Origin of the sequence: Amycolatopsis sp. WAC 01376 (assembly GCF_003947415.1) — a bacterium.
GTDB lineage: Bacteria > Actinomycetota > Actinomycetes > Mycobacteriales > Pseudonocardiaceae > Amycolatopsis.
In genome coordinates this window covers 232335-254192 of sequence record NZ_QHKL01000007.1, presented here as the reverse complement: position 1 = coordinate 254192, position 21858 = coordinate 232335, and the positions used below count along the sequence as shown (strand labels likewise).

The window sequence follows — 21858 nt, the reverse complement described above, 5'->3', positions numbered from 1 at the left end:
ACAGTGCGTTCGGACTTCCGCCAAGCGTACGTCCACGACCACCGGCACACAGGACCGTCGGTGTCTCAAACTGAGACACCGAGCGCCTCCCTGACCTGCGCCGACACCCCTACCGTTCACCCCCAACGTGCCAACGGCGGTCACGAACGCGGAGGAAACCCATGTACACCAAGGACGGCGAGAGCTACTTCATCGTGGACGCGCACGTCGCGCTCTGGGACGCCCGGCCAGAGAACCAGGCCAACATCCACGGCAAACAGTTCATCGACTGCTTCTACGACTACCACCGCAACCTCAGCCCGGAATCCGAGCTCTGGCCCTACGAGGACTACCTCTACTACGGCGGTAAACGCCTGATGAAGGACCTCTTCGAAGACGGCTACGTCGACCACGCCATCTTCCAGCCCGCCCACCTCGGCGCCTTCTACAAAACCGGCTTCGGACAGACCGAAGAGGCCTTCGCCCTCACCAAGCAGCACCCGGACAAACTCACCTACAACCACTGCTTCGACCCACGCCTCGAACAAGCAGGCCTCGACCAGCTCCGCCGCGACGCCGAACGCTTCGGCCTCAAAGGCGTCAAGCTCTACACAGCGGAATGGCGGGACGACTCCCGCGGCTACAAACTCGACGACCCCTGGTGCCGCCGCTACCTGGAAGCGTGTCTCGAACTCGGCATCCGCAACATCCACATCCACAAGGGCCCCACCATCCGCCCTCTCGACCGCGACGCCTTCGACGTCGCCGACGTCGACAAGGTCGCCACCGACTACACCGACCTCGACTTCGTCGTCGAACACTGCGGACTCCCCCGGCTCGAAGACTTCTGCTGGATCGCCACCCAGGAACCCAACGTCCACGCCGGCCTCGCCGTCGCGATGCCCTTCATCCACACCCGCCCGCGCTACTTCGCCCAGATCATCGGCGAACTCCTCTACTGGCTCGACGAAGACCGCATCCAGTTCTCCAGCGACTACGCGCTCTGGACCCCGAAATGGCTGGTCGAACGGTTCGTCGACTTCCAGATCCCCGAGGACATGACCGAGTACGCGCCACTGACCACCGACCAGAAACGCAAGATCCTCGGCCTCAACGCCGCCGCGATGTACGACCTCCCGGTGCCAGAGGAACTCCAGGTCCGGCGCATCGAAACCCAAGCCGTCTCGGTGGCCTGACATGCGCGAACACGACGCCTACACCGCACTTCACGCCGTCTTCGACCCCGAACTCGACGAACCCATCACCGACCTCGGCTTCGTCCGCTCCCTCACCGTCGACGGAACCGAAGTCACCGTCCACCTGAGGCTCCCGACGTCGTTCTGCTCACCGAACTTCGCCTACCTCATGGCCTCCGACGCCAAGGACGTCCTCACCGCGCTCGACGGCGTATCCCGGGTCCACGTCGTCCTCGACGACCACCACGATTCCGGCCTCATCAACCGCGGCCTCGCCGCCGACGCCGGATACCGCGGCACCTTCGGCGACGAAGCCGAACAGGACCTCGACGAACTCCGGCTCACCTTCCGCCGCAAAGCCTGCACCGCGGCCATGGAACGCGCCCTCACCCGGCTCCTGCGCGAAAACCGTGAGCTGACCGAGGACAGGCTCCACGACATCACGCTCGGCGACCTTCCCGACCATCGCACCACCCACGCACTCCTGCGCCGGCGAGCCGCACTCGGCCTCGACACCGCACCGGAAGCGCCGGTCCTCGTCGACGACCACGGAAAGCCCTACCCCCGCGAAGAAGTCCCACTACGGCTGCGCTTCGCCCGCTCCGTCCGCATCTCGATCGACGGCAACGCCCACTTCTGCCGCGGCCTGCTCCGCACCCGCTACCCGGAATCCGCCGCCGACCAGACACCCCGAACCCAGGAGGTCCACGCATCGTGAAAGCGATCCAGGTCATCGGTTACCACGAAAAGCTCCAGCTGACCGAGGTCGCCGAACCCGAACCGACCGGCCCCTACGACGTCATCGTCCGCATCGGCGGCGCCGGCGTCTGCCGCACCGACCTCCACATCCTCGAAGGCCAATGGGCCGAGAAATCCGGCGTCACCCTGCCGTACACGATCGGCCACGAAAACGCCGGCTGGGTGCACGCCGTCGGCAGCGCGGTGACGAACGTGGCCGAAGGCGACAAGGTCATCGTCCACCCCCTCATCACCTGCGGCCTCTGCCGCGCCTGCCGCTCCGGCGACGACGTCCACTGTGCCCAGTCGCAGTTCCCCGGCATCGACACCGCCGGCGGCTACGCCGAATACCTCAAGACCTCCGCCCGCAGCGTCGTCCGCATCGACGACTCCCTCGAACCCGCCGACGTCGCCGCCCTCGCCGACGCGGGCCTCACCGCGTATCACGCCGCGGCGAAAGCCTCCCGCAGGCTCCGGCCCGGCGACCGCTGCGTCGTCATCGGCGCCGGCGGCCTCGGCCACATCGGCATCCAGGTCCTCAAAGCCCTCACCGCCGCCGAACTCATCGTCGTCGACCGCAACCCCGACGCCCTCGAACTCGCCGAAACCATCGGCGCCGACCACGGCGTCATCGCCGACGGCACCCAGATCGACCAGGTCCTCGACCTCACCGGCGGCGAAGGCGCCGAAACCGTCATCGACTTCGTCGGCGAAGGCGGCGCCACCAAGGACGGTCTCGCCATGCTCCGCCGCGCGGGCGACTACCACGTCGTCGGCTACGGCGAGAACATCGACGTCCCGACCATCGACGTCATCTCCACCGAGATCAACCTGATCGGCAACCTCGTCGGCTCCTACACCGACCTCTGCGAACTCATGGTCCTCGCCGCACAAGGCCGCGTGAAACTCCACACCGCGCGCTACCCCCTCGAGGAGTTCCAAACCGCGCTCGACGACCTCGACGCCGGACGCATCCGGGGCCGGGCGATCCTCGTTCCCTGACAACGCTCCGGTGTGTGGTGAGGACGGTTATCGAGGGGAAGGGCAAACGTGTCGTGGTGCGGGGCCGGTGTCGCTCCTGCGTACGCGTTCTCCTGGTAGTGAGGGCCTCCTTGCCTACTCTGACGGTAGGGAAGGAGGCTTTCGCTACCTTCAGATGTGGTTCCCTGGTGACAATGGGACGGCTGTGACCTGGGCGGCCGGTCGGCAAGGCGTGACTCGCGTGCTTGGGACGTGACTCGCGTGATCCGGGTCTGAACACGCAACGTTTGCCCTACCCTCAATAACCGTCATTACCACTCACGAGCCGTCAGGCCGCTAAATTGACCCAGTGCACCTGGACGCGCTTCTGACCGGCCAACCCTCCGAAGTCCTCACCCGGACCCTCGACCTCTCCCGAGCCGAGCGGAAAGCCCTCATCCCCGAACTCCTGGCCGCGTTCAAGGACAGCAGCGAATTCACCGAGATCCGGCCTAACACCTACGGCGCCCGGAACCCGCTCAGGGGCCAGCAGGCCGCGACCGCCCTCTGGGCAGTCCTCCCCGCCGGCGACCCCCTGCTCCGCAAACTCTGGATCGCCTCACCCCCGATCCTCGAACGCGTCCTGCAGGACCGGACACTCGCCGACCGCAAGACGATCGCCCTTCGCATGATCGGTCACCACACCGCCTGGGAAGCCATCCGCCGCATGATCGTCGACGGCGACCTCGAACCCATCCGGACACCGGAATACCACGCGGGCTGGTTCCGCTGGGCCGGACGCTTCCACGGGAAACCCCTGGCCGAACGCCTCCGAATCGAACCCGAAGCACTCACCGAACTCTGGGAACTGCTCACGATCGAAGGCAGCGGCGACGCCAGCTTCGCGGGCTTCGACAAGTACGTCCGCGACGAGGACAAGTGGTCCACCGCGCTGCTCGAACTGACCGCCACCGGCGACGTCGACCGAGCCAGACTCCTCGACCTCACCCTCGACATCCTCTCCCGCGACTTCGCCGCCTTCCGCGCCCAGTGGTACGCCGCACTCCACGAAGCACTCGCCCCCACCCCGCAAGAGCGCACAGCGGCTCAGAACCACTACGCCCGGCTTTGCGGTAGCGGCCTCCCACGCACGGTCTCCTTCGCCGTCAAAGCACTCTCCCTTGTGGACAAACAAGGCGCGCTCGACGACGAAGTCGCTCTCCAGCACCTCCCCTCCGCGGCGGCGGGACGCGGCGCCGCCACCGCCAAACTCGCTCTCAAACTCGCCGGCCGCGTCGCCGACCGCCGACCCGACCTCACCGGCCTCGCCGACGACGTCTTCGAAGCGGCACTCACCCACGAAGCCTCCGACGTCCGCGCCCTCGCCACCGCACGGCTCGGCACCACCCCGGACGACACACCGGTCATCGAGACCGCCGAATACCCCGAACCCACGCGACCACCGTGGGACCAGTGCAAGACGCTCACCAACCCGCTCGAAATCCCCGACACCCCCGCCGCCGTCGCGGAAGCCCTCTCCTCCCTCCTCGCCGACCCCGACCAGGCAGATCTCCTCCTGGCCGCCCTAGACGGCGCCCACCGCGTCGTTGGCGAACTCCAGAACGCCCTCGAACCGCTGGTGAAACGCGCCACCAGGATCGCCGACCAGAAGTACAGCGCGGCCGTGCCGAAGATGATCGCCACCCTCGTCCTCGGACTCACCGGGCGCGACGCGCCCCACCTGCCACCGGTCGACGGCTGGCGACGCCCGCTCCACCACCGGATTACCGCCCTCCTCGAGGGCACCGCCGTCCCCGTCTCCGCCGCCACTCACCGAGGCGGTTGGCTCGACCCCGTCGTCTTCGTCTCCCGCATGCTCGAACACCCCGACGCGGCCGAGGATGACGTCGCCGACGCGCTGCTCCGGCTCGCGCCGGACACCCGGCCCGAAGCCCTCGCGCTCGCCTCCGCACTCACCGGACCGCACACCGACGCCATCCGCTACGCCCTCGGCGGCCCGGCCATCGAAGACACGGGTTGGATCGCCCTCGCCGCCGCGCGGGCCCGGCACCCCGAATCCGCCGATCCCGCCGCCGCGCTACGCGGCGAACCCGGACCGCCCCTCGCCTGGACGGCGAGGACCGGACCCGACGGCTACGGCCTGAGCTCCTTGACGATCGGACGGTCCCCGGAAACAATCCCGCAGAAAGCTCCCTGGCTGGGCGTGCTCTTCGACGGTCCGGCCCCTGAGTGGCTCGGCTTCACGGAATGCCACGAAGCGGTCTCCTCTCCCTACGACCGGGACCACCTGGAAGCCGCCGTCTCCGAAGCCCTGTTCTCCAACGACACCGAATTCGGCTATCCAGTTGAGAAGTCGGCACTACCCCAGTTCCTGGACAGCCCTTCGATCCCGGGCATCCCTGGCACGGTGCTCATCGCCACCAGCCTCACGCTGAAACGCCTCACCGCCGTCCAACTCGGCACGGACGCCGCACTGACTCTTCTGGACCGGCGGTTGCTCGGCCCCCGCGCACTCGGCGCGGCCCTGGCCGTACTCGGCCCGCACCTCATCACGACACGGCTGGCTCCGCGACTTTCGATCATCGCGAACGAGCACCCGATAGCTGTTCTGTCCACACTGGACACGTTGCTGCCGAAGCTGGAGCCCTCCCATCGCGGCATCTTCGCACTGCTGGAACTCGCCGCAGATCTCGTGGAACGCGGTGCGGGCACGATCGGCGCCGAAACGAAGGAATGGCTGGCGGGCTTCAAAGGCAGTTCGAAGGCGGCAAAAGCGGCGTCACGACTCAAACCCTGACATCCGGGCGGCCAGTACATGCGAACACGGCCCCCGGGTCTCCTGGTGCTTGGCCCACCAAGCGCACGTGCACCCGGTAGGCGAAAGCCGGACCCGCTGCACCGAGCCGGCGCGTCTGATCTCGTAGCCACCGTCGGGCAGCGACCGGACGGCTCCGGCGACGACGAGCTCACGGGCCTTCGCCAGCCGGCCGTTCGCCGGCGCATGCCCGCTCGGGAGCGCACGCGCGAACCACGCGCCGTCGACGACGTCGTGACCGGCGCGACCCGCGACGGGTTCCGGAGCTTCAATGCATGCTGCCAGCGAGTTCAGCCAGCCGCCTTCACCCGAAAAGCCACGAGACGGCTCCGGGGACAGCGTGACGACGAGCCGCGCTCGCTCCAGCTGGACCACCCAGGTCGCGACCTCGCTGCCCGGTCGCGTGTAGACGGTCAGCCCTTGGGCGAACCGGATCAGCGGTTCTATCACCCGAAGCCGATGCAGCCCGGTCGCCGGGATCGAGTCTCGGCCTGACAGCGACGTCAGCCGGAGCACCCTGCCGGACGCCACCGCCCACGACCGACCGACGGTGGCCGGGAGCTGGCGGAGGAAGTTCCGCGTCGCAGGCTTGTCCAGCTCAGCCTTCTTCACCGCGCCCGTCGTGACAGCGGCGACCTCCGCGAACCCCGCGACCCAGCGATCCGGCAGTGGCACCTGGGGTTCGTCGTTCTGCCCGTCGAGCGTGCGGAGGCGGATTCCGTCGCCACGAATGGTCAGATGCAACGGATCCTGGGCCACGACACCGGCCAGAACGGTTCGCGTCGCGTCGGACAGATCGACGTTCGTGCAGCCTTCGCCGAGACTCCCCACGTCGAGCAGATCGAGCCTGGCGTACACCCCACAGCACGGCGAGAAGGCCTCCGCGCGCAGTGCCGTCCGGTCCGTGGTGAACACCGGGTCGGACTCGGCGATGAGCCGGTTCACCATCGACGGTGGCATCCAGAACCGGGTGCGGGCGACCTTCCCCAATACGAGCAGCGCCTGAGCCGCCTGCACTCCGGGTTCCAGGAACCCCTTGAAGAGGACCGGGGTCCGGACATCCTCCTCAACCTGCTCCAGCAAGACCTCAGTGATCACCTGGAAACCCTAGCCAGAACCTGCGACACTCTTTGCGGGTTTTATTATTTGACTAAAGTTGATCTTGCTCGCTGTCGCGCTGAATAGGTCGTTATACACTTCAAAACGACCAGGTCAGTCCGGCTGAGCCTGCCGCTTGCGGTAAGCGCGCTGCTGGCAAGCCCGTGAGCAGTAGTCCCGCGGCCTGCCCCGCCCTCCCCCGTCCAGCGGTTTACCGCACATGACGCACTCCCCTCCCCCAATTTCGTCACGCATTACCTCACTCCCCTGGCTGTCGACGAGCGTCTGGACGCCGTCGAGGGTGCGCTGCAATCCGAAGTCGAAGGGGTCGAGCGGCACGTCCATTCCCCCGGCCTTCCACAGCCTGTCCAGGGCCGGATAGCCGTCCAGGCGCTCAAAGAGGGACTCGCGCTCGCTCCACCAGCGCTCATGGGACACACCTGTGCGCCGCTGGAGTTCGGCGGTCTCCCCCGCTTGACGCGCGACGGACTCGACGAATCCGCCCACCAGGTTCACCACCGCGATCACCTGCGCCGGCGCCAGGCCGGTCCGAGACGCAACATCGAGCGCGTGGTCGTATCCGGCCATGATGTTCGGCCCCGGCAGGCGGCGGGTTCCGGCACTGTGCACCAGCCACGGATGACGGCGATGCATCTCCCATGCCCGCCGCGCCCAGCGTTCCAGGCCCGCTCGCCAGCCGAGCCCGTCCGAGGGCTCCATCGGGAACTCGCCGTACACCGCGTCACGCATGAGTTCCACCAGCTCCGCTTTGCCGGGGACGTACCGGTAGAGCGACATGGTGGTGGTGCCGAACCGTTCCGCGACCTTGCGCATCGACAGCGCGGCGAGCCCCTCGGCGTCCGCGACTTCGACGGCCGCGGCGACGATCCGGCCGAGACTCAAGCCGGGCCGCTCCGGCTCGGCGGCGCCCCACAGCAGCTCGATCGCGCGCTCCGGATCCGGCTGCGTGTCGTCTTCCGCCACCGGCCTGCTCCTTGACTCTCATCACTCGAACGTGTTTAGCTGATAAACCTCAGTATATCCCATAAACCTCTCGCAGGAGCGCTTCAGCATGCCTGAAATCAGGTTCTTCGTGTCCTCCGACGGCAGAGACGACTGGTCCGGCACCGCCGATCAGCCTTTCGCCACTCCGAAAGCAGCACAAGAGGCCGTCCGCGCCGTCACCGCCGGGATGACCGGCGACGTCATCGTCACCTTCACGGCAGGCGTCCATCACCTCGAAGAACCCCTTGCCTTCGACGACGCGCTCGGCGATTCCGGCATGAACGGGTTCCGCGTGATCTACCAGGTCCACGGCTACGGAACACCTGATCAGGCCGAGGTCGAAGTGAGCGGTGGCCGCGTGATCACCGGCTGGACCGCTGGTGACGACGGCGTCTGGACGGCACCCATCGGCGACCTGGCACCGCGACGTCTCACCATCGACGGCCACCCCGCCACACGAGCGGCCAGCAAGGACGGTCTTCCGGGGAGCGTGACGAAAACAGCGACCGGTTACGTCACGGACAGCACGGAACCGCAATCGTGGCCGGACCCGTCCGGACTGGAGTTCGTGTACCCCGGCGTCTACCCGTGGTCCGAGGCCAGGCTCGCGGTCGCGTCGATCTCCGGTGACGCCTCCTCGTCCACGATCACCATGGCCCAACCCGCCTTTGACCACGCGAAGTCCCTCTACGACTCCAAGTGGTACGGCGCCGGCGGAGACGGCACCTGGGACGGCCTCGCCGCGCCTTCCGTACTCGAGAACAACGTGGCCTTCCTGACCGAGCCGGGAACCTTCGCCGTCAGCACCGGCCCGGCGGGCCACGTCCTCCACTACCGTCCGCGCCCCGGTGAGGAGATCGGCAAGACCCGAGTCGTCGCGCCGGCGCTGGAGACGCTCGTCAGCGGACAGGGCGTGCACGACCTCGTGCTGCGCGGCTTCACCTTCACCGACGCGGCCTGGTCCGGCCCCACCAGAACCGGCGGCTACCTGCACTATCACGGCAATGCCCGCCACGAGCGGGGCGAATTCCAGAAGATCGACCTCGGCGCGGACGTGGGCTACGTCCACGTGCCCGCGGAGCCGGTGCAGCTGCCCGCCAACGTCAGTCTCACCTCGGCCCGCCGGGTCACGCTGGAGGGCAATCACTTCACCCGGCTCGGCGCGGGGGCACTCCTGATCGAGGACGGCATCGACGTCGAGATCCGGGCGAACGTCTTCGACGAGATCTCGGGGAGCGGGATCGCCGTCCACACGAGCACCCGGGTCTCCGTGGAGGACAACCTCGTCCACCACATCGCCACCGAGTACCGCGGCTCCCCCGCCGTCCTCGTCGTCGAGTCCGAAGAAACCACCGTGGCCCACAACGAGATCCACGACGTCCCGCACAACGGCATCGTGATCACCGGCGGCGAGCGAGCCAGTGGCAGCCAGGTGATCTCGAACCTCGTCGAACGCAGCATGGGGAAGCTGATGGACGGCGGCGGGATCTACCTCTCGGCACCGCAGGGCTCGTCGTTCGCCGGCGGGGCGATGGTCCGCGGTAACGTGATCCGCGACGTCCTCACCTCGTACAACTTCGGCCTCTACGCCGATTACGGCGCCGCGTGGATCACCGTCCTCGGCAACATCGTCCACCGAGCCGACACCCCGATCGTCCTCCAGGTGGGCCCGCCGATGGAGAACGTCGCCTTCATCGGCAACTTCTGGGACGTCCTTCCCGACGGCTACGACACCCCGCCCGAGACGGTGACCGTGGCCGGGAACACCTTGCTGCCCAAGGAGAGTTTCGACGAGGCGATCAAGGCGGTCCCGGCGGGCGCCGACATCCTCGCGCGGGCGGGCCGCCGGGGTCTGCGACGATGATCGTCGCTCCTGCCGGACGCGAGTCCGGCAGGAGCCGCTCCGGCCACGATCCCCGAGGAGACCACGCGCCATGTCGTCCCAGTCCACGGAAGCGCCAGGGACCCGCCGCCACCTCGCGCGGGTCGCGACCGAGGTGCTCGCCCCCTGGGTCTGGGTGCTCGGCCTCCCGCTGATCGTCGCCTGGAAGGTCACCGGTCAGCACCTCGGCGAGACGGTGCTGTGGGGCCTGATCGTCGGTGTCACCGGCTCGCTGATCCCGATGGCCGTGATCGTGCGCGGCGCCCGGAAAGGTAAGTGGGACAGCCACCATGTCACCGATCGGGCCGGACGGCTCGTCCCGTTCGCGGTCTGCATCGGCTCACTGGCCGCCGGATTCGTCGTCCTGATCGCCGGTGGCGCCCCGCACGAGATGATCGCGCTCGCGGCCGCCGAACTCGTCTGCCTGGTCGCCGCGCTCGCGATCACCTTCGGCTGGAAGTTCAAGATCTCGATGCACGCGATGGTGGCGGCCGGCGCGGCCGTGATGCTGATCCGCGTCTACGGTCCCTGGCTCGCACTCGTCTTCCTCGGTGTCGGCTGGGTCTGCTGGTCCCGCGTCGAACTCGGCGATCACACCAAGGCCGAGGTCACGGTCGGCATGGTCGCTGGTGTCGTCCTCGGCGGTGGTGTTTTTCTGCTGCTGGAAGCGATTTTGGCCTGAGCCGCGCCGTATAGGCCGTTATACACTTTGGTTGAGTCGTCGGATGCCCTCGGTGAGTTCGGCGATGTCGGCAGCGGCGGCGAATCCCAGCCGAAGGAACGGTCCGGACGGCTCGGTCGCGAAGAACCGCTCCCCTGCCCCGACCACGACACCTCGCTCTCTCGCGGTGCGGGCGAGTGCGTTCGCGTCGCTCCCCGCCGGTAGCCGCACCCACAGGTGCAGCCCTCCCTCGGGAAGCCGCGTGACAGTCCACTCAGGACACTCCCCTGCCAGTACCGCGGCGGCTTTTCCGCATCGTTCCCGCAATTCCGCACCCAGTTTCCGCACGTGACGCTCCCAGGATGGCGCGCTGAGCAGTTCGAGGGCCGCCTCCTGCAGCGGACGGGAGACGAAGAAGTCGTCGACCCGCCGGATCGCCTTCATCCGGTCGAGGACCGGTCCCCGTGCGATCAGCGCGCCGATCCGGAGGCTCGGTGCGGCGGCTTTCGTCACCGACGTCAGGTGGACGACCGTGCCGTGGCGGTCGTCGGTGATCAGCGGACGCGGCGCCGTGGTCCCGTGCGAGAGATGCCGGGCGAAGTCGTCCTCCAGTACGAAAGCGCCCGCCGCCCGTGCCACCTCCAGCACGGGGGTGCGGCGTTCGGGGCCGAGCACGGTGCCGGTCGGATTGTGAAAGGTGGGCTGACAGTAGAAGAGCCGGGCTCCGGTCATCGCGAAGGCCTCGGCCAGCAGGTCCGGGCGGACCCCGTCGTCGTCGATCGGCACCGGCACCGGGCGGAGTCCCGCCGCCCGCGCGGCGGCGAGTGCTCCCGGGTACGTCGGTGATTCGACGAGTATCGGGCTTCCTGGCGCCGCGATGGCCCGGAACGCCATGGAGAGCCCGCTCTGCCCGCCGGCGGTGATCAGGACGTCGTCCGGAGACGCACCGGCCGGTCCCGCGAACACCGACCTCAGCGCGGTCAGCCCGGCGGCGGGCGCGCGATCCCAGGCGTCCGGACGGCGGCCCGCCCTGGCGAGTGCCGCGCTCAGGAACCGGGTCGCCTGCAGCGACCGGTGCGGATAGCCGCCGTCGAGGAGGATCGCGCCGTCCGGCGGTGGGCCGAGGGTGCCGGTGAGGGATCTGGTGTCGACGCTGCGGTCGGTCAGCGCGACGGTCTGCCATGCCGTATCGAGCGGTTCGCCCGCCGTCGACGGCTTCGTCGCCACGTACGTCCCGCTCCCGGGGCGCGTCACGACGGCGCCCTCGGCGGCGAGCAGGGCGATCGCGCGCGAGACCGTCACCGGGCCGACCCGGTAGCGCTCGATGAGCTCGCGACTACTGGGCAGCCGGTCCCCCGCCGCAGCCGCGCGGATCAGCGAACGCAACTGGAGGACAAGTGCGGAAGTGCTACTATCCGACATGAAGGAACATGATAGTGCTACTGAACATCGCACGGAATCACTACTGGACATTCCGGCACTGCGCGCCGACACACCGGGCAGCGACAAGGTCGTCCATTTCAACAACGCGGGCTGCGGACTGCTGGCGAAGCCGGTACTCGCGGCGATGCTCGACCACCTGAATCTCGAAGCCGAGATCGGCGGTTACGAGGCCGCGGCCGCCCGCGCGACCGAGGTCGACGGCTTCTATCGCGAAATCGCCGCGCTCATCAACGCGCGGCCGCACAACATCGCCTTCGCGGCGAGCGCCACCCACGCCTATTCCACGGCGCTGTCCTCGATCCGGTTCGAACCCGGCGACGTCGTGCTCACCACCCGCAACGACTTCATCTCCAACCAGATCGCGTTCCTGTCCCTGCGGAAACGGTTCGGCGTCGAGGTCGTGCACGCGCCGGACAGGCCGGAAGGCGGTGTCGACGTCGAGGCCATGGCCGCCCTGATGCGCGCGAAGAAGCCGAAACTGGTCGCCGCCACGCACATTCCGACCAACTCGGGGCTGGTCCAGCCGGTCGCCGAGATCGGGCGGCACTGCCGGGAACTCGGTCTGCTGTATCTCGTCGACGCCTGTCAGTCGGTCGGTCAGTACCCCATCGACGTGGAGGAGATCGGCGCCGACCTGCTCACCTCGACATGCCGCAAGTTCCTGCGCGGTCCCCGTGGCTCCGGGTTCTTGTTCGTCTCCGACAGGTTCCTCGAAGCAGGGCACGAGCCGCTGTTCATCGACATGCACGGCGCCCGCTGGAGCGCGCCCGGCGAGTACGAACCCGCGGCTTCGGCCTCCCGGTTCGAGGAATGGGAGTTCCCGTACGCCACGGTGCTCGGCTGCGCCGCGGCCGCGAAGTACGCCCGTGCGGTCGGCCTGGAGGCGATCTCACGGCGCACCCCCGCGCTCGCGGCGAGGCTGCGGGACGGACTCGGCGCCATCGCAGGGGTCGAGGTGCTCGACCGCGGCCCGCGACTGGGCGCACTGGTGACGTTCTCGATCAAAAGCTGGGAAGCCGTGCCGTTCAAGGCGGCGATGGACGCCCGGCGGATCAACTCGGCGCTCAGCTATCGCGAGTTCGCGCAGTTCGACTTCGGGGACAAGGACGTCGACTGGTGCCTGCGGCTGAGCCCGCACTACTACAACACGGAACAAGAGGTGGACGACGTGGCCGCAGCCGTCGCCGAACTCGCCGCCTGACGCGGTTTCCCTGCCTGGGCACTGGGGGTGTCCGGGCAGGGAAACCGTCAGGGATCAGGCCCCGGCGAGGCCGCGGCGCTTCAGCAGCGGCTCGATCTCCGGGTCGCGGCCGCGGAACGCGCGGAAGGCGGCCATCGGATCGACGCTGCCGCCCCGGCCGAGCAGTTCACGACGGAAGTGGTCACCGTTTTCCCTGGTCAGCCCGCCGTTCTCGCGGAACCACTGGACGGTGTCGGCGTCGAGGACCTCACTCCAGATGTAGGAGTAGTACCCGGCGCTGTAGCCGCCGCTGAAGATATGCGCGAAGTAGGTGGTGCGGTAGCGCGGCGGCACGGCCTCCAGCGCGACACCCGCCTTCGTCAGCGCCTCGGATTCGAACCGCTGGACGTCCTCGACGTGGTCCTCGGTGCCGAGCGCGTGCCACGCCTGGTCGAGGAGGGCCGCCGCGAGGTACTCGGTGGTCGAGAAGCCTTCGCCGTACTGCTGCGACGCCAAGAGCTTGTCGATCTGCTCCTGCGGAAGCGGCTCACCGGTCACGTGGTGCTTCGCGTAGTTGGCCAGCACCTCGGGCCACAGCATCCACATCTCGTTGACCTGCGACGGGTATTCGACGAAGTCACGCGGCACGTTGGTGCCGGAGAACATCGGGTACTTGACGCCGGAAAGCAGCGAGTGCAGTGCGTGCCCGAACTCGTGGAACGCGGTGTCGACCTCGTCGAAGGTCAGCAGGGTCGGCTCGCCGGACGGTGGCTTGGCGACGTTGAGCACGTTCACCACGACCGTCTTGGTGCCCAGGAGCTTCGTCTGGTCGACGAAGTTGTTCATCCACGCGCCGCCGCGCTTCGAGTCGCGGGCGTAGTAGTCGAGCAGGAACAGGCCGAGTTCCGTGCCGTCCGCGTCGAAGACCTCGAAGATCCGGACCTCCGGGTGGTACTTCGGCAGATCCTCCCGCTCGGTGAAGCTCAGGCCGTACAGCTTGGACGCGGCGAAGAAGACCCCGTCGGTGAGCACCCGGTTCAGTTCGAAGTACGGGCGCAGCGCCGCGGTGTCGACGTCGAACCGGTCCTTGCGGACGCGTTCGGCGTAGAACGCCCAGTCCCACGGCCGCAGGACCGCGCCAGGAATGTCGGCTTCGAGGTAGCGCTGCAACTCTTCGGCTTCGGCCTTGGCGTTGGCGACCGCGACCGGGGCGAGGCGTTCGAGCAGGCCCACCGCGGCCTCGGCGGTCTTCGCGGTCTCGTCTTCGATGACGTACGAAGCATGGTCGGGGAAGCCCAGCACCGCCGCCCGCTCCGCGCGCAAGCGGACCAGCTGAGCCACGATCTCGTTGTTGTCCGACTCGTTGCCCCGGTTGCCCCGGGACACCGACGCGGTGAAGATCCGCTCGCGCAAGGCGCGGTCCTCCAGCGAGGCCAACGCGGCCTGCGCCGTCGGCAGGGTCAGCTTGAGGACGTACTTGCCCTCCTCGCCGGCGGTCTCGGCGGCCGTGGCGATCTCGGCCTCGCCCAGTCCCGCGAGCTCCGCGACGTCGTCGACGACCACGGCGAGTTCGTTGGTGTCCTTGAGCAGGTTCTGCTGGAACTTGGTCGACAAGGTCGAAAGCTGCTCGTTCAGCTCACGCAGGCGCTTCTGCTCGGCCTCGGGAAGCCCTGCGCCGGCGCGACGCACGTCGGTGTGGTGACGCTCCAGCAGGCGAAGCGACTCGGGGTCGAGACCGAGTTCCTGCCTGCGCTCGAACAGGGTGTTGATCCGGGCGAACAGCGCCGGGTTCAGGTTGATGGCGTCGGCGTGCGCGGCCAGCCGCGGCGCCATCTCGGCCTGCACGCGCTGGATCTCGTCGTTCGCGTTCGATCCGGCGAGGTTGAAGAAGACGCTGGACACGCGGGACAGCAGCCTGCCGGACTTCTCGAGCGCGACGATGGTGTTCTCGAAGGTCGGCGGCTCGGCCGAGTTCGCGATCTCGTCGATTTCGGCGGCGTGCTCGGCCAAGCCCGCTTCGAAGGCGGGAAGGAAGTGCTCGTCGGCGATCCGGTCGAACGGAGGAAGGGCGTAGGGCAGCTCACTCGGCGCGGCGAACGGGTTGTCCTGCGAAATCATCGGTGTTGCTCCCGGGTCGTCGAATCTGCTGGTCTGGCCACCTTACGGGCAGCGAGGGGCCGGTGGATGCCGTCCGTGGCGTGACGCCACCGACGGCGGTGGTCACGCTCCGGTGGTACCGCCCACCACCGCGTCGGAGCTCCGCTTTCCCTTGCCCCGCTTGGCTTTGGCCTTGGGTTCGGGTGGTGCGATACCGGCCAGGTCGCCGCCGTTGTCGTTGACGCGCAACACGAACGGACGAGTCTCGGTGTACCGGACGACCGAAACCGACGCCGGATCGACCACGATGCGCTGGAAGGAATCGAGATGCTGGCCGAGCGCGTCGGCGAGGATCGCCTTGATCACATCGCCATGACTGCATAAGAGCCACACCGCGTCTTCCCCGTGTTTCGCGGTGATCCTGGCGTCATGCGCGCGGACGGCCGCGACCGACCGGGCCTGCATCTCGGCGAGCCCTTCGCCGCCGGGAAAGACCGCGGCCGACGGATGCGCCTGCACGACCCGCCACAAGGGCTCCTTGAACAGATCCTTCAGCGCGCGACCGGTCCATTCGCCGTAGTCCACTTCGGACAAGCCGGGCTCTTTGACCTTGTCCATCCCGCGTGCCTCGGCCAGCTTCGCGACCGTCTGACGGCAGCGGAGCATCGGCGAGACCACCAGCTCCGCGAGCGGGACCGGCGCCAGCCGCTCGACGAGCGCGGCCGCCTGTGCCCGGCCCGTGTCGTCCAGGCCGACCTTGGGCGTGCGCCCGGCCAGGACACCCGAACCGTTCGCCGTGGACTTGCCGTGGCGCAGAAGGATCACAGTACTCACGTGGCCCACCCTACGTGCCTTGCTTTGCCCGCTTGACCGACTCGGCACCAGTGCCCTTGCCCGCCCGAGGTACATGAAGGCCCCCTTCCTTGCGCCTGGCGCAGTGAAGGGGTCCTTCATGTACTTCCGCAAGGTGTGAAGGTCGAGTTTCCTCGGCTGAGCCGAGGGAAGGGGCCTTCACGCGCAGCCGCTGTGACCACTGATGCACGTGGGGCAAACGTGGCGATGGCCCGGTCCGGGCAACCACCGCAGCCGGCGCGACGGTTACAGGTGCGGCCCCGCGCCGGGGTCGAGGACGCCGGTGAAGATCAGCACGAACAGCAGGGCACCGAGCACGAGCCGGTAGATCACGAACGGCACGAAGCTCTTGGTCTTGATGTACGACATCAGCCAGGCGATGACCATGTAGCCGACGCCGAACGCGACCAGCGTCGCCAGGATCGTCGGCCCCCACTGAGCCGGGGCGCCGTCCTTGCCGATGTCGGTCAGCTTGTACAGACCCGACCCGAACACCGCCGGCAGCGCCAGCAGGAAGGAGTACTCCGCCGCCTCCGCGCGTGTGTAGCCGAGCAGCAGCCCGGCGCTGGTGGTGCCGCCGGAGCGGGAGACGCCCGGGATCAGCGCCAGCGCCTGCGCGAACCCGAAGCCGAGGCCGTGCGGCACGGTCAGGTGGTCGAGCGTGCGCTGCTGCTTCCCGATGCGATCGGCCACCAGCAGGATGAGCCCGAACACGATCAGCGTGGTCGCGGTGATCCGCAGGTCACGGAAAGTTTCGTCGATGGCGTCCTGCAGCAGCAGGCCCAGTACGACGATCGGCATCGAGCCGACGATGATCAGCCAGCCCAGCCGGGCGTCGGGGTCGCGGCGCCAGTCCTTCTTGTAGATCGAGAAGAACCAGGCGCGGAGGATTTTCCCGATCTTGGTCGAGAAGTACAGGATGACCGCGAGTTCGGTGCCGATCTGGGTCACCGCGGTGAACGCGGCGCCCGGGTCGTCCCAGCCGGCGAGCGCCGCGGTGATCCGCAGGTGCGCGCTGGAGGAGATCGGCAGGAACTCCGTGAGGCCCTGGACGAGACCGAGGACCAGTGCTTCGAACCATCCCATCAGGCGACACCGGCCAGTTCGATCGCTTCGGCCGCGATCTCGAGGGCGCGTGCGGAGCCCTCCGGATCCGGCATGGACGGCGCGACGGTCAGCGTCGTGACGCCGGACTCGGCGAAGGCCCGCATCCGGTCGGCGATCCGCTCCTTGGGGCCGAGCAGCGACGTCGCGTCGATGAACTCGAGCGGGACGGCCGCCATGGCGCCCGCGTAGTCCTTGCCCAGGTACTTCTGCTGGACGTCGGCCGCTTCGCGTTCGAAGCCCATCCGGCAGGCGAGCTGGTTGTAGAAGTTCTTCTCCCGGCTGCCCATCCCGCCGATGTACAGCGCCGCGTAGCCGCGGACCGCGTCGGCGCAGGCCTCCCAGTCGTCCCCGACCACGAGCGGGACGGTGGGGGCGACGTCGAAGCCGTCGAGCGAGCGCCCGGCCTTGTCGGCCCCCGCCTGGATCAGCTTCAGCTGCTCACCGGCGTGCTCGGGCGAGTAGAACACCGGCAGCCAGCCGTTCGCGATCTCGCCGGTCAGTTCGAGGTTCTTCGGGCCGATGGCGGCCAGGTACACGGGGATCTCTTCGCGCATGGGGTGCACGGTCAGGGTCAGCGCCTTGCCGGGCCCGTCGGGCAGCGGCAGCTGGAAGTGGTCGCCGTCGTAGCGGACCCGGTCGCGGCTCAGCGCCTTGCGGACGATCTCGACGTATTCGCGGGTGCGGCCGAGCGGCGACGCGAACCTCACCCCGTGCCAGCCTTCGGACACCTGCGGGCCGGAAACGCCGAGGCCGAGGCGGAATCGGCCACCCGAAAGCGTGTCCAGGGTCGCGGCGGTCATCGCGGTCATCGCCGGTGTCCGCGCGGGGATCTGCAGCACCGCGCTGCCCACGTCGATCCGTGAGGTCTGCGCCGCCACCCACGCCAGCACCGTCGGCGCGTCCGAACCGTACGCCTCCGCGGCCCAGACGACCGCGTAGCCGAGTTCGTCCGCTTTCTTCGCCAATGCCAGGTTGGCCGCGTCGTTTCCCGCGCCCCAATAGCCCAAGTTCAGTCCGAGTCGCACGGCGTGAATGTATCCATCGGAGTGTCACTCCTCCGTTCAGGGTGTTGACACGGCGATGACCCGCACGGTGGTACTCGATCACGACACGCTGACCTGCTCCGCGTCACCCACTTGCCTTCCGGCTAGGCTCGTCCGTCGTGGAAAAGCGACAGCTCGGCCGGTCGGGACTTCGGGTCTCGCGGATGGCCCTCGGGACCATGACGTGGGGTGGCGACACCGACTCGGAGGAGGCGGCCAGCCAGCTGGTCGCGTTCGTCGACGCCGGGGGCACCCTGGTCGACACCGCCGACATCTACGGCGAGGGCGAGAGCGAACGCGTCCTCGGCGCTCTGCTCGGCGACCTCGTCCCGCGTGACGACATCGTGCTCGCCACCAAGGCCGTCGCCCGCCGCACCGATGGCCCGTTCGGCGGCGGAGCCTCACGCGGTGCCCTGCTGAGCGCGCTCGAAGGTTCGCTGCGACGGCTCGGCACCGACCACATCGACCTGTGGCAGCTGCACGCCTGGGACACCACCGTGCCGGTCGACGAGACCCTCGGCGCCCTCGAGTACGCCGTGACCAGCGGCAAGGCCCGCTACGTCGGCGTCTCCAACTACTCCGGCTGGCAGCTGGCGACCGCCGCCGCCCGCAGTTCCGCCGCCGCCCCGCTGGTCTCGACGCAGGTCGAGTACTCGCTGCTGGAGCGCGGCGTCGATCGCGAGGTCGTCCCGGCCGCGGAACACCACGGCATCGGGCTCCTGCCGTGGGCACCGCTCGGCCGGGGCGTGCTCACCGGCAAGTACCGCAGCGGCACCCCCGCCGATTCGCGCGGCGCTTCGAGTGTTTTCGCGGGCTATGTCGAACATCACCGGACCGAACGCGCGGCCCGGATCGTGCAGGCGGTCGCGACGGCCGCCGACGGCCTCGGGACCTCGCCGCTGGCCGTCGCGCTGGCCTGGGTCCGAGACCGGCCCGGAGTGGTCGCGCCCGTGGTCGGGGCCCGTGACACCGGTCAGCTGACCGGCTCGCTCACGGCCGAGGACATCATGCTCCCGCCCGCCATCCGCTCGGCGCTCGACGACGTCAGCGCGATCGAGGTCGGATACCCGGAACGCGGCCTGTGAGCCGTCTCGAATACTGGATTAGGTGACTGTTGGGTGACGCAGACGTGACGTGGTGGAGTTCCTGGAGGATGCTGGACAGGTCCGTCCGACGAGTAGCAGGTGGAGGCACCAAGGTGGGTCGGCTGTCCGCCGTTTCCCGGATCGCGATCCCGCTCGCCGGTGCCCTGGTGCTCTCGTCCTGTAGTACGGACGACACACCGAACGACACCTTGCAGATCGTGCAGAACCCCGTCGCGGTCACCGCGGCGGTCTCCCCCGCGGTGACGACCAAACCCGCCGGTTCGGTGTTCGCCGGGCCGGGGGTGAAGGCGCTGGCGACCGACGAGGCGAGCAAGACGCTGGTCGTCGCCGTCTCGGAGCCGCCCTCGCTGCGCATCTACGATCTCGCCGCTCTGGACGCTCCGAAGACGACCGTGGCCTTGCCCGGTCCCGCGGAGCGGCTCACGGTGTCGGGGTCCCAGGTGCTCGCCAGCGTTCCCGGCAAGAGCCTGCTGGCGAAGGTCTCCCTGCCCGGTGGCGCGCTGGAGACGGTTCCGGTCGCGGGGCAGCCGTCGGCCGGGCTCGCGGGCGGCGACGCGACGCTGGTCTCCGTCCGCGACCGCAAGGTCGTCGAGGTACTGACGAAGAACGCGGGCCCGAAGACCATCACCGGCCAGATCTACAGCGCCGACGACGTGCTGAACACCGGCGACGGCGTGGTCGTGCTCGACAAACTGCGCACCGCCCTGTTCGCCGTCGACCTCACCGAAGGCAAGATCGGCGAGGGTCTTCGTGCCGGCGACGGCGCGGCCAACGCCGTCACCGACGATCTCGGTCGCGTTTTCGTCACCGACGCGCGCGCGGGCGCGCTGCTGGCGTTCTCCACGACGCCGTTGCTGCTGCGCCAGCGCTATCCCGTTCCCGGCGGGGCGTACGGCCTCGCCTACGACCGCCCGCGTGGCCTCGTGTGGGTCACGCTCACGGGACGCAACGAGGTCGTCGGCTTCGACGTCCGCGGCGGGGAGCCGATCGAGAAACACCGGTTCCCCACCGTGCGGCAGCCAGATTCGGTCACCGTCGACGAGCAGAGCGGCCGCGTGGTCGTCGGCTCGGCCATCGGAGAAGGGATCCAGGTGATCACGCCATGACAGTTGTGGACGAGGCGGTGGTCGAAGGGGATTGGGAGTACCGGCGGCTGCAACTGCCTCCCGGTGTTTCCCGGCGGGCGGCGGCGACGCAGCTGTCGATCCACGCCGAATTCGCCGGATGGGAACTCTCGACCGTCCGGCTCTACTCCGATGGGACCAGGAGGGTGTGGTTGCGCCGCAAGCGCACCGCCACTCCCCTGCCCGGCCTCATCACCTGAACACCCGGCCGAGCCAGCCCGCCCAGAGCGCGTCCTGTTCCGCGGAGTCGACGTCGCCGAACAGGTGATGCATCGCGACCATCGGACCGGCGAAACCGCGGACGAACCTGAGGAGCGCGTCCCCGGTCCGGATCCCGACCGTCTGCCCGTTCGCGCAATAGACCTCGCCGTCCACAGTGGACACCGCGCCGGTGGACAGGCGGACCTTGTCCCCCGTTTCCGGCCGCCCGGCAAGGCCCAGTTCCCGGCCGAGCGTCAGCCACGCGCTGTCCCAGTCCCCGATCACCGGCCCGAACACCGTGACCGGCACCGCCCGCCTGCCCGCGAAGCCGTTGAGATACTCGACCAGGGTGCGGAAGAACAGCTCACCGCCGGCGGTCATCGCCTCGAACTCGTCTTCCCAGTCGTCGCCCGGCAGGAAGCCGCTCGTCACGGTCCGCAGCACGGTACTGCCGCCGGAACGGCCCTCGATGAGGAATTCGTAGGCGACGAATCGCCCGTCCGGCCCGGGTTCCGTGCCGTAGACGAGCCGTTCCAGCGGGTCCCACGCCGTGATCGCCGACGTGGGTTCGTAGCCGCCGAAAGCGGTCTTCACGGTGCCGCCGACGCCGCCGTCGACCTCGTTGCGGCCCATGAACCACGACGTGATCCCCGGCCCGGTGGCGATGGCGTCCCAGACCTGTTCCGGTGTCGCGTCGACCTCGAGGCGGTCGGTGAGCTCGAATTCGTGGCCCATTCAGCGCTCCTCGGGCTCGGTTTTGACGCTCGGGTGGACGGCGACGACGATCCGGTGGTCGCGGCCCTGTTCGGCGCCTTCGTCGTGGTATTTGCTCACCAGGTTCGTGATCGCGACGGTGAGCTCTTCGGCGAACGCGGCCCTGTCCGCGGCCGACGAGAACCGCACCTCGCCGTCGATCGCGAAGGTCGCGACCCGTTTGCGCGCCTTCGTCGAACCGGTGATCAGGAGGCCGACGTCGCGCACCAGCCTGCCTGCCACGGCGAGCAGCCAGCGTGCGGACAGCCGGTCCGGCGACTGGGCGGGATCGGGCTGCACGGCCGAAAGCGCCGTCGGTGAAATGACGTACGAAGACGCCGTCGCGCGCATCATGCGCTCGGTGACGTTCCCTTTGCGCCGTTCCTCGACGAGCTCGACCAGCCCGTGCTTCTCCAGCGCGCGAAGGTGGTAGTTCACCTTCTGTCTCGGCAGGTCGATCCGCGCGGCCAGCATCGTGGCCGACGCCGGTTCGGCGAGTTCGGCGAGCAGCCGGGCCCGGACGGGATCCAGCGACACTTCGGCCGCTTCCGCGTCCTCGATCACCGCAACGGAGAACATGGCAAGAAGGTGCCACCG

The 21858-nt window shown here is 68.6% G+C and carries 19 protein-coding genes; 10 read left to right on the top strand and 9 right to left on the bottom strand.

Going from position 1 to position 21858, the window contains the following annotated elements; genetic code table 11:
* Nucleotides 1-161 precede the first annotated feature (161 nt).
* The 4 genes from DMH03_RS31765 (at nucleotide 162) to DMH03_RS31750 (ending at nucleotide 5691) form a co-directional block, all read left to right on the top strand.
* Nucleotides 162-1175, top strand: a complete 1014-nt coding sequence (locus DMH03_RS31765) for an amidohydrolase family protein (RefSeq protein ID WP_125795677.1) — start codon at nucleotides 162-164, stop codon at nucleotides 1173-1175.
* 1 nt (nucleotide 1176) lies between these two features.
* A complete protein-coding gene (locus DMH03_RS31760; RefSeq protein WP_125795676.1) occupies nucleotides 1177-1893 on the top strand; it encodes an iron-sulfur cluster assembly protein in 717 nt (238 codons plus the stop codon).
* The gene (locus DMH03_RS31755; protein ID WP_125795675.1) at nucleotides 1890-2915 is read left to right on the top strand and encodes an NAD(P)-dependent alcohol dehydrogenase; all 1026 of its coding nucleotides are present in this window, start codon (nucleotides 1890-1892) and stop codon (nucleotides 2913-2915) included. Before DMH03_RS31760 ends, DMH03_RS31755 begins: the two co-directional genes overlap by 4 nt.
* A 328-nt stretch (nucleotides 2916-3243) precedes the next feature.
* A complete protein-coding gene (locus DMH03_RS31750; RefSeq protein WP_125795674.1) occupies nucleotides 3244-5691 on the top strand; it encodes a DUF6493 family protein in 2448 nt (815 codons plus the stop codon).
* Here the strand turns inward: DMH03_RS31750 and DMH03_RS31745 are convergent.
* Both DMH03_RS31745 and DMH03_RS31740 read right to left on the bottom strand, forming a co-directional pair.
* Nucleotides 5674-6807 carry an SWIM zinc finger family protein gene (locus DMH03_RS31745; protein WP_125795673.1) on the bottom strand — a complete coding sequence of 378 codons (1134 nt, stop codon included), beginning with the start codon at nucleotides 6805-6807 and terminating at the stop codon, nucleotides 5674-5676. The genes DMH03_RS31750 and DMH03_RS31745 overlap by 18 nt on opposite strands.
* A gap of 114 nt (nucleotides 6808-6921) precedes the next feature.
* Nucleotides 6922-7791 (bottom strand): TetR/AcrR family transcriptional regulator, encoded by an 870-nt coding sequence (locus DMH03_RS31740; protein ID WP_125795672.1) that lies wholly within the window; start codon nucleotides 7789-7791, stop codon nucleotides 6922-6924.
* 88 nt (nucleotides 7792-7879) lie between these two features.
* Here DMH03_RS31740 and DMH03_RS31735 point away from each other — a divergent pair, with 88 nt between their 5' ends.
* Both DMH03_RS31735 and DMH03_RS31730 read left to right on the top strand, forming a co-directional pair.
* Nucleotides 7880-9676, top strand: a complete 1797-nt coding sequence (locus DMH03_RS31735) for a right-handed parallel beta-helix repeat-containing protein (protein ID WP_125795671.1) — start codon at nucleotides 7880-7882, stop codon at nucleotides 9674-9676.
* A 70-nt stretch (nucleotides 9677-9746) separates the two neighbouring features.
* On the top strand, nucleotides 9747-10376 hold the full coding sequence (locus DMH03_RS31730; RefSeq protein WP_125795670.1) for a hypothetical protein: 630 nt from the start codon (nucleotides 9747-9749) through the stop codon (nucleotides 10374-10376).
* An 18-nt stretch (nucleotides 10377-10394) separates the two neighbouring features.
* Here the strand turns inward: DMH03_RS31730 and DMH03_RS31725 are convergent, their stop codons facing one another.
* Nucleotides 10395-11777, bottom strand: a complete 1383-nt coding sequence (locus tag DMH03_RS31725) for a PLP-dependent aminotransferase family protein (RefSeq protein ID WP_125795669.1) — start codon at nucleotides 11775-11777, stop codon at nucleotides 10395-10397.
* On the opposite strand from DMH03_RS31725, the gene DMH03_RS31720 reads away from it, so the two are divergent.
* Nucleotides 11776-12999 (top strand): aminotransferase class V-fold PLP-dependent enzyme, encoded by a 1224-nt coding sequence (locus DMH03_RS31720; protein WP_125795668.1) that lies wholly within the window; start codon nucleotides 11776-11778, stop codon nucleotides 12997-12999. The genes DMH03_RS31725 and DMH03_RS31720 overlap by 2 nt on opposite strands.
* Before the next feature lie 54 nt (nucleotides 13000-13053).
* Here the strand turns inward: DMH03_RS31720 and DMH03_RS31715 are convergent, their stop codons facing one another.
* From DMH03_RS31715 to DMH03_RS31700, 4 genes are all read right to left on the bottom strand, one after another.
* Nucleotides 13054-15096 carry a M3 family metallopeptidase gene (locus DMH03_RS31715; protein WP_125795667.1) on the bottom strand — a complete coding sequence of 681 codons (2043 nt, stop codon included), beginning with the start codon at nucleotides 15094-15096 and terminating at the stop codon, nucleotides 13054-13056.
* A 102-nt stretch (nucleotides 15097-15198) separates the two neighbouring features.
* The gene (locus DMH03_RS31710; RefSeq protein ID WP_125795666.1) at nucleotides 15199-15909 is read right to left on the bottom strand and encodes a histidine phosphatase family protein; all 711 of its coding nucleotides are present in this window, start codon (nucleotides 15907-15909) and stop codon (nucleotides 15199-15201) included.
* A 264-nt stretch (nucleotides 15910-16173) separates the two neighbouring features.
* Nucleotides 16174-17013, bottom strand: coding sequence for an undecaprenyl-diphosphate phosphatase (locus tag DMH03_RS31705; RefSeq protein WP_125795665.1), 840 nt, complete (start codon nucleotides 17011-17013; stop codon nucleotides 16174-16176).
* Complete coding sequence (locus tag DMH03_RS31700) at nucleotides 17013-18059, bottom strand: LLM class F420-dependent oxidoreductase (protein WP_125795664.1); 1047 nt, start codon at nucleotides 18057-18059, stop codon at nucleotides 17013-17015. Before DMH03_RS31700 ends, DMH03_RS31705 begins: the two co-directional genes overlap by 1 nt.
* 137 nt (nucleotides 18060-18196) lie before the next feature.
* On the opposite strand from DMH03_RS31700, the gene DMH03_RS31695 reads away from it, so the two are divergent.
* The 3 genes from DMH03_RS31695 (at nucleotide 18197) to DMH03_RS31685 (ending at nucleotide 20507) form a co-directional block, all read left to right on the top strand.
* A complete protein-coding gene (locus DMH03_RS31695) occupies nucleotides 18197-19162 on the top strand; it encodes an aldo/keto reductase (protein WP_199746780.1) in 966 nt (321 codons plus the stop codon).
* 113 nt (nucleotides 19163-19275) lie between these two features.
* Entirely contained in the window at nucleotides 19276-20289 is a 1014-nt protein-coding gene (locus DMH03_RS31690) for a YncE family protein (RefSeq protein ID WP_125795663.1), read from the top strand.
* On the top strand, nucleotides 20286-20507 hold the full coding sequence (locus tag DMH03_RS31685) for a DUF5703 family protein (protein ID WP_016334446.1): 222 nt from the start codon (nucleotides 20286-20288) through the stop codon (nucleotides 20505-20507). The genes DMH03_RS31690 and DMH03_RS31685 overlap by 4 nt, the downstream gene beginning before the upstream one ends.
* Here DMH03_RS31685 and DMH03_RS31680 read toward each other — a convergent pair.
* The gene (locus DMH03_RS31680; RefSeq protein ID WP_125795662.1) at nucleotides 20500-21243 is read right to left on the bottom strand and encodes an SRPBCC domain-containing protein; all 744 of its coding nucleotides are present in this window, start codon (nucleotides 21241-21243) and stop codon (nucleotides 20500-20502) included. The genes DMH03_RS31685 and DMH03_RS31680 overlap by 8 nt on opposite strands.
* On the bottom strand, nucleotides 21244-21840 hold the full coding sequence (locus DMH03_RS31675) for a helix-turn-helix domain-containing protein (RefSeq protein ID WP_125787694.1): 597 nt from the start codon (nucleotides 21838-21840) through the stop codon (nucleotides 21244-21246). It lies immediately after the preceding gene.
* Nucleotides 21841-21858 lie beyond the last annotated feature (18 nt).

Bases quoted from the DNA above. Each gene is read 5' to 3' on its own strand.
- DMH03_RS31765 (WP_125795677.1), top strand. From the start codon at position 162: ATGTACACCAAGGACGGCGAGAGCTACTTCATCGTGGACGCGCACGTC.
- DMH03_RS31760 (WP_125795676.1), top strand. From the start codon at position 1,177: ATGCGCGAACACGACGCCTACACCGCACTTCACGCCGTCTTCGACCCC.
- DMH03_RS31735 (WP_125795671.1), top strand. From the start codon at position 7,880: ATGCCTGAAATCAGGTTCTTCGTGTCCTCCGACGGCAGAGACGACTGG.
- DMH03_RS31730 (WP_125795670.1), top strand. From the start codon at position 9,747: ATGTCGTCCCAGTCCACGGAAGCGCCAGGGACCCGCCGCCACCTCGCG.
- DMH03_RS31720 (WP_125795668.1), top strand. From the start codon at position 11,776: ATGAAGGAACATGATAGTGCTACTGAACATCGCACGGAATCACTACTG.
- DMH03_RS31725 (WP_125795669.1), bottom strand. From the start codon at position 11,777: ATGTCGGATAGTAGCACTTCCGCACTTGTCCTCCAGTTGCGTTCGCTG.
- DMH03_RS31715 (WP_125795667.1), bottom strand. From the start codon at position 15,096: ATGATTTCGCAGGACAACCCGTTCGCCGCGCCGAGTGAGCTGCCCTAC.
- DMH03_RS31705 (WP_125795665.1), bottom strand. From the start codon at position 17,013: ATGGGATGGTTCGAAGCACTGGTCCTCGGTCTCGTCCAGGGCCTCACG.
- DMH03_RS31685 (WP_016334446.1), top strand. From the start codon at position 20,286: ATGACAGTTGTGGACGAGGCGGTGGTCGAAGGGGATTGGGAGTACCGG.
- DMH03_RS31680 (WP_125795662.1), bottom strand. From the start codon at position 21,243: ATGGGCCACGAATTCGAGCTCACCGACCGCCTCGAGGTCGACGCGACA.
- DMH03_RS31675 (WP_125787694.1), bottom strand. From the start codon at position 21,840: ATGTTCTCCGTTGCGGTGATCGAGGACGCGGAAGCGGCCGAAGTGTCG.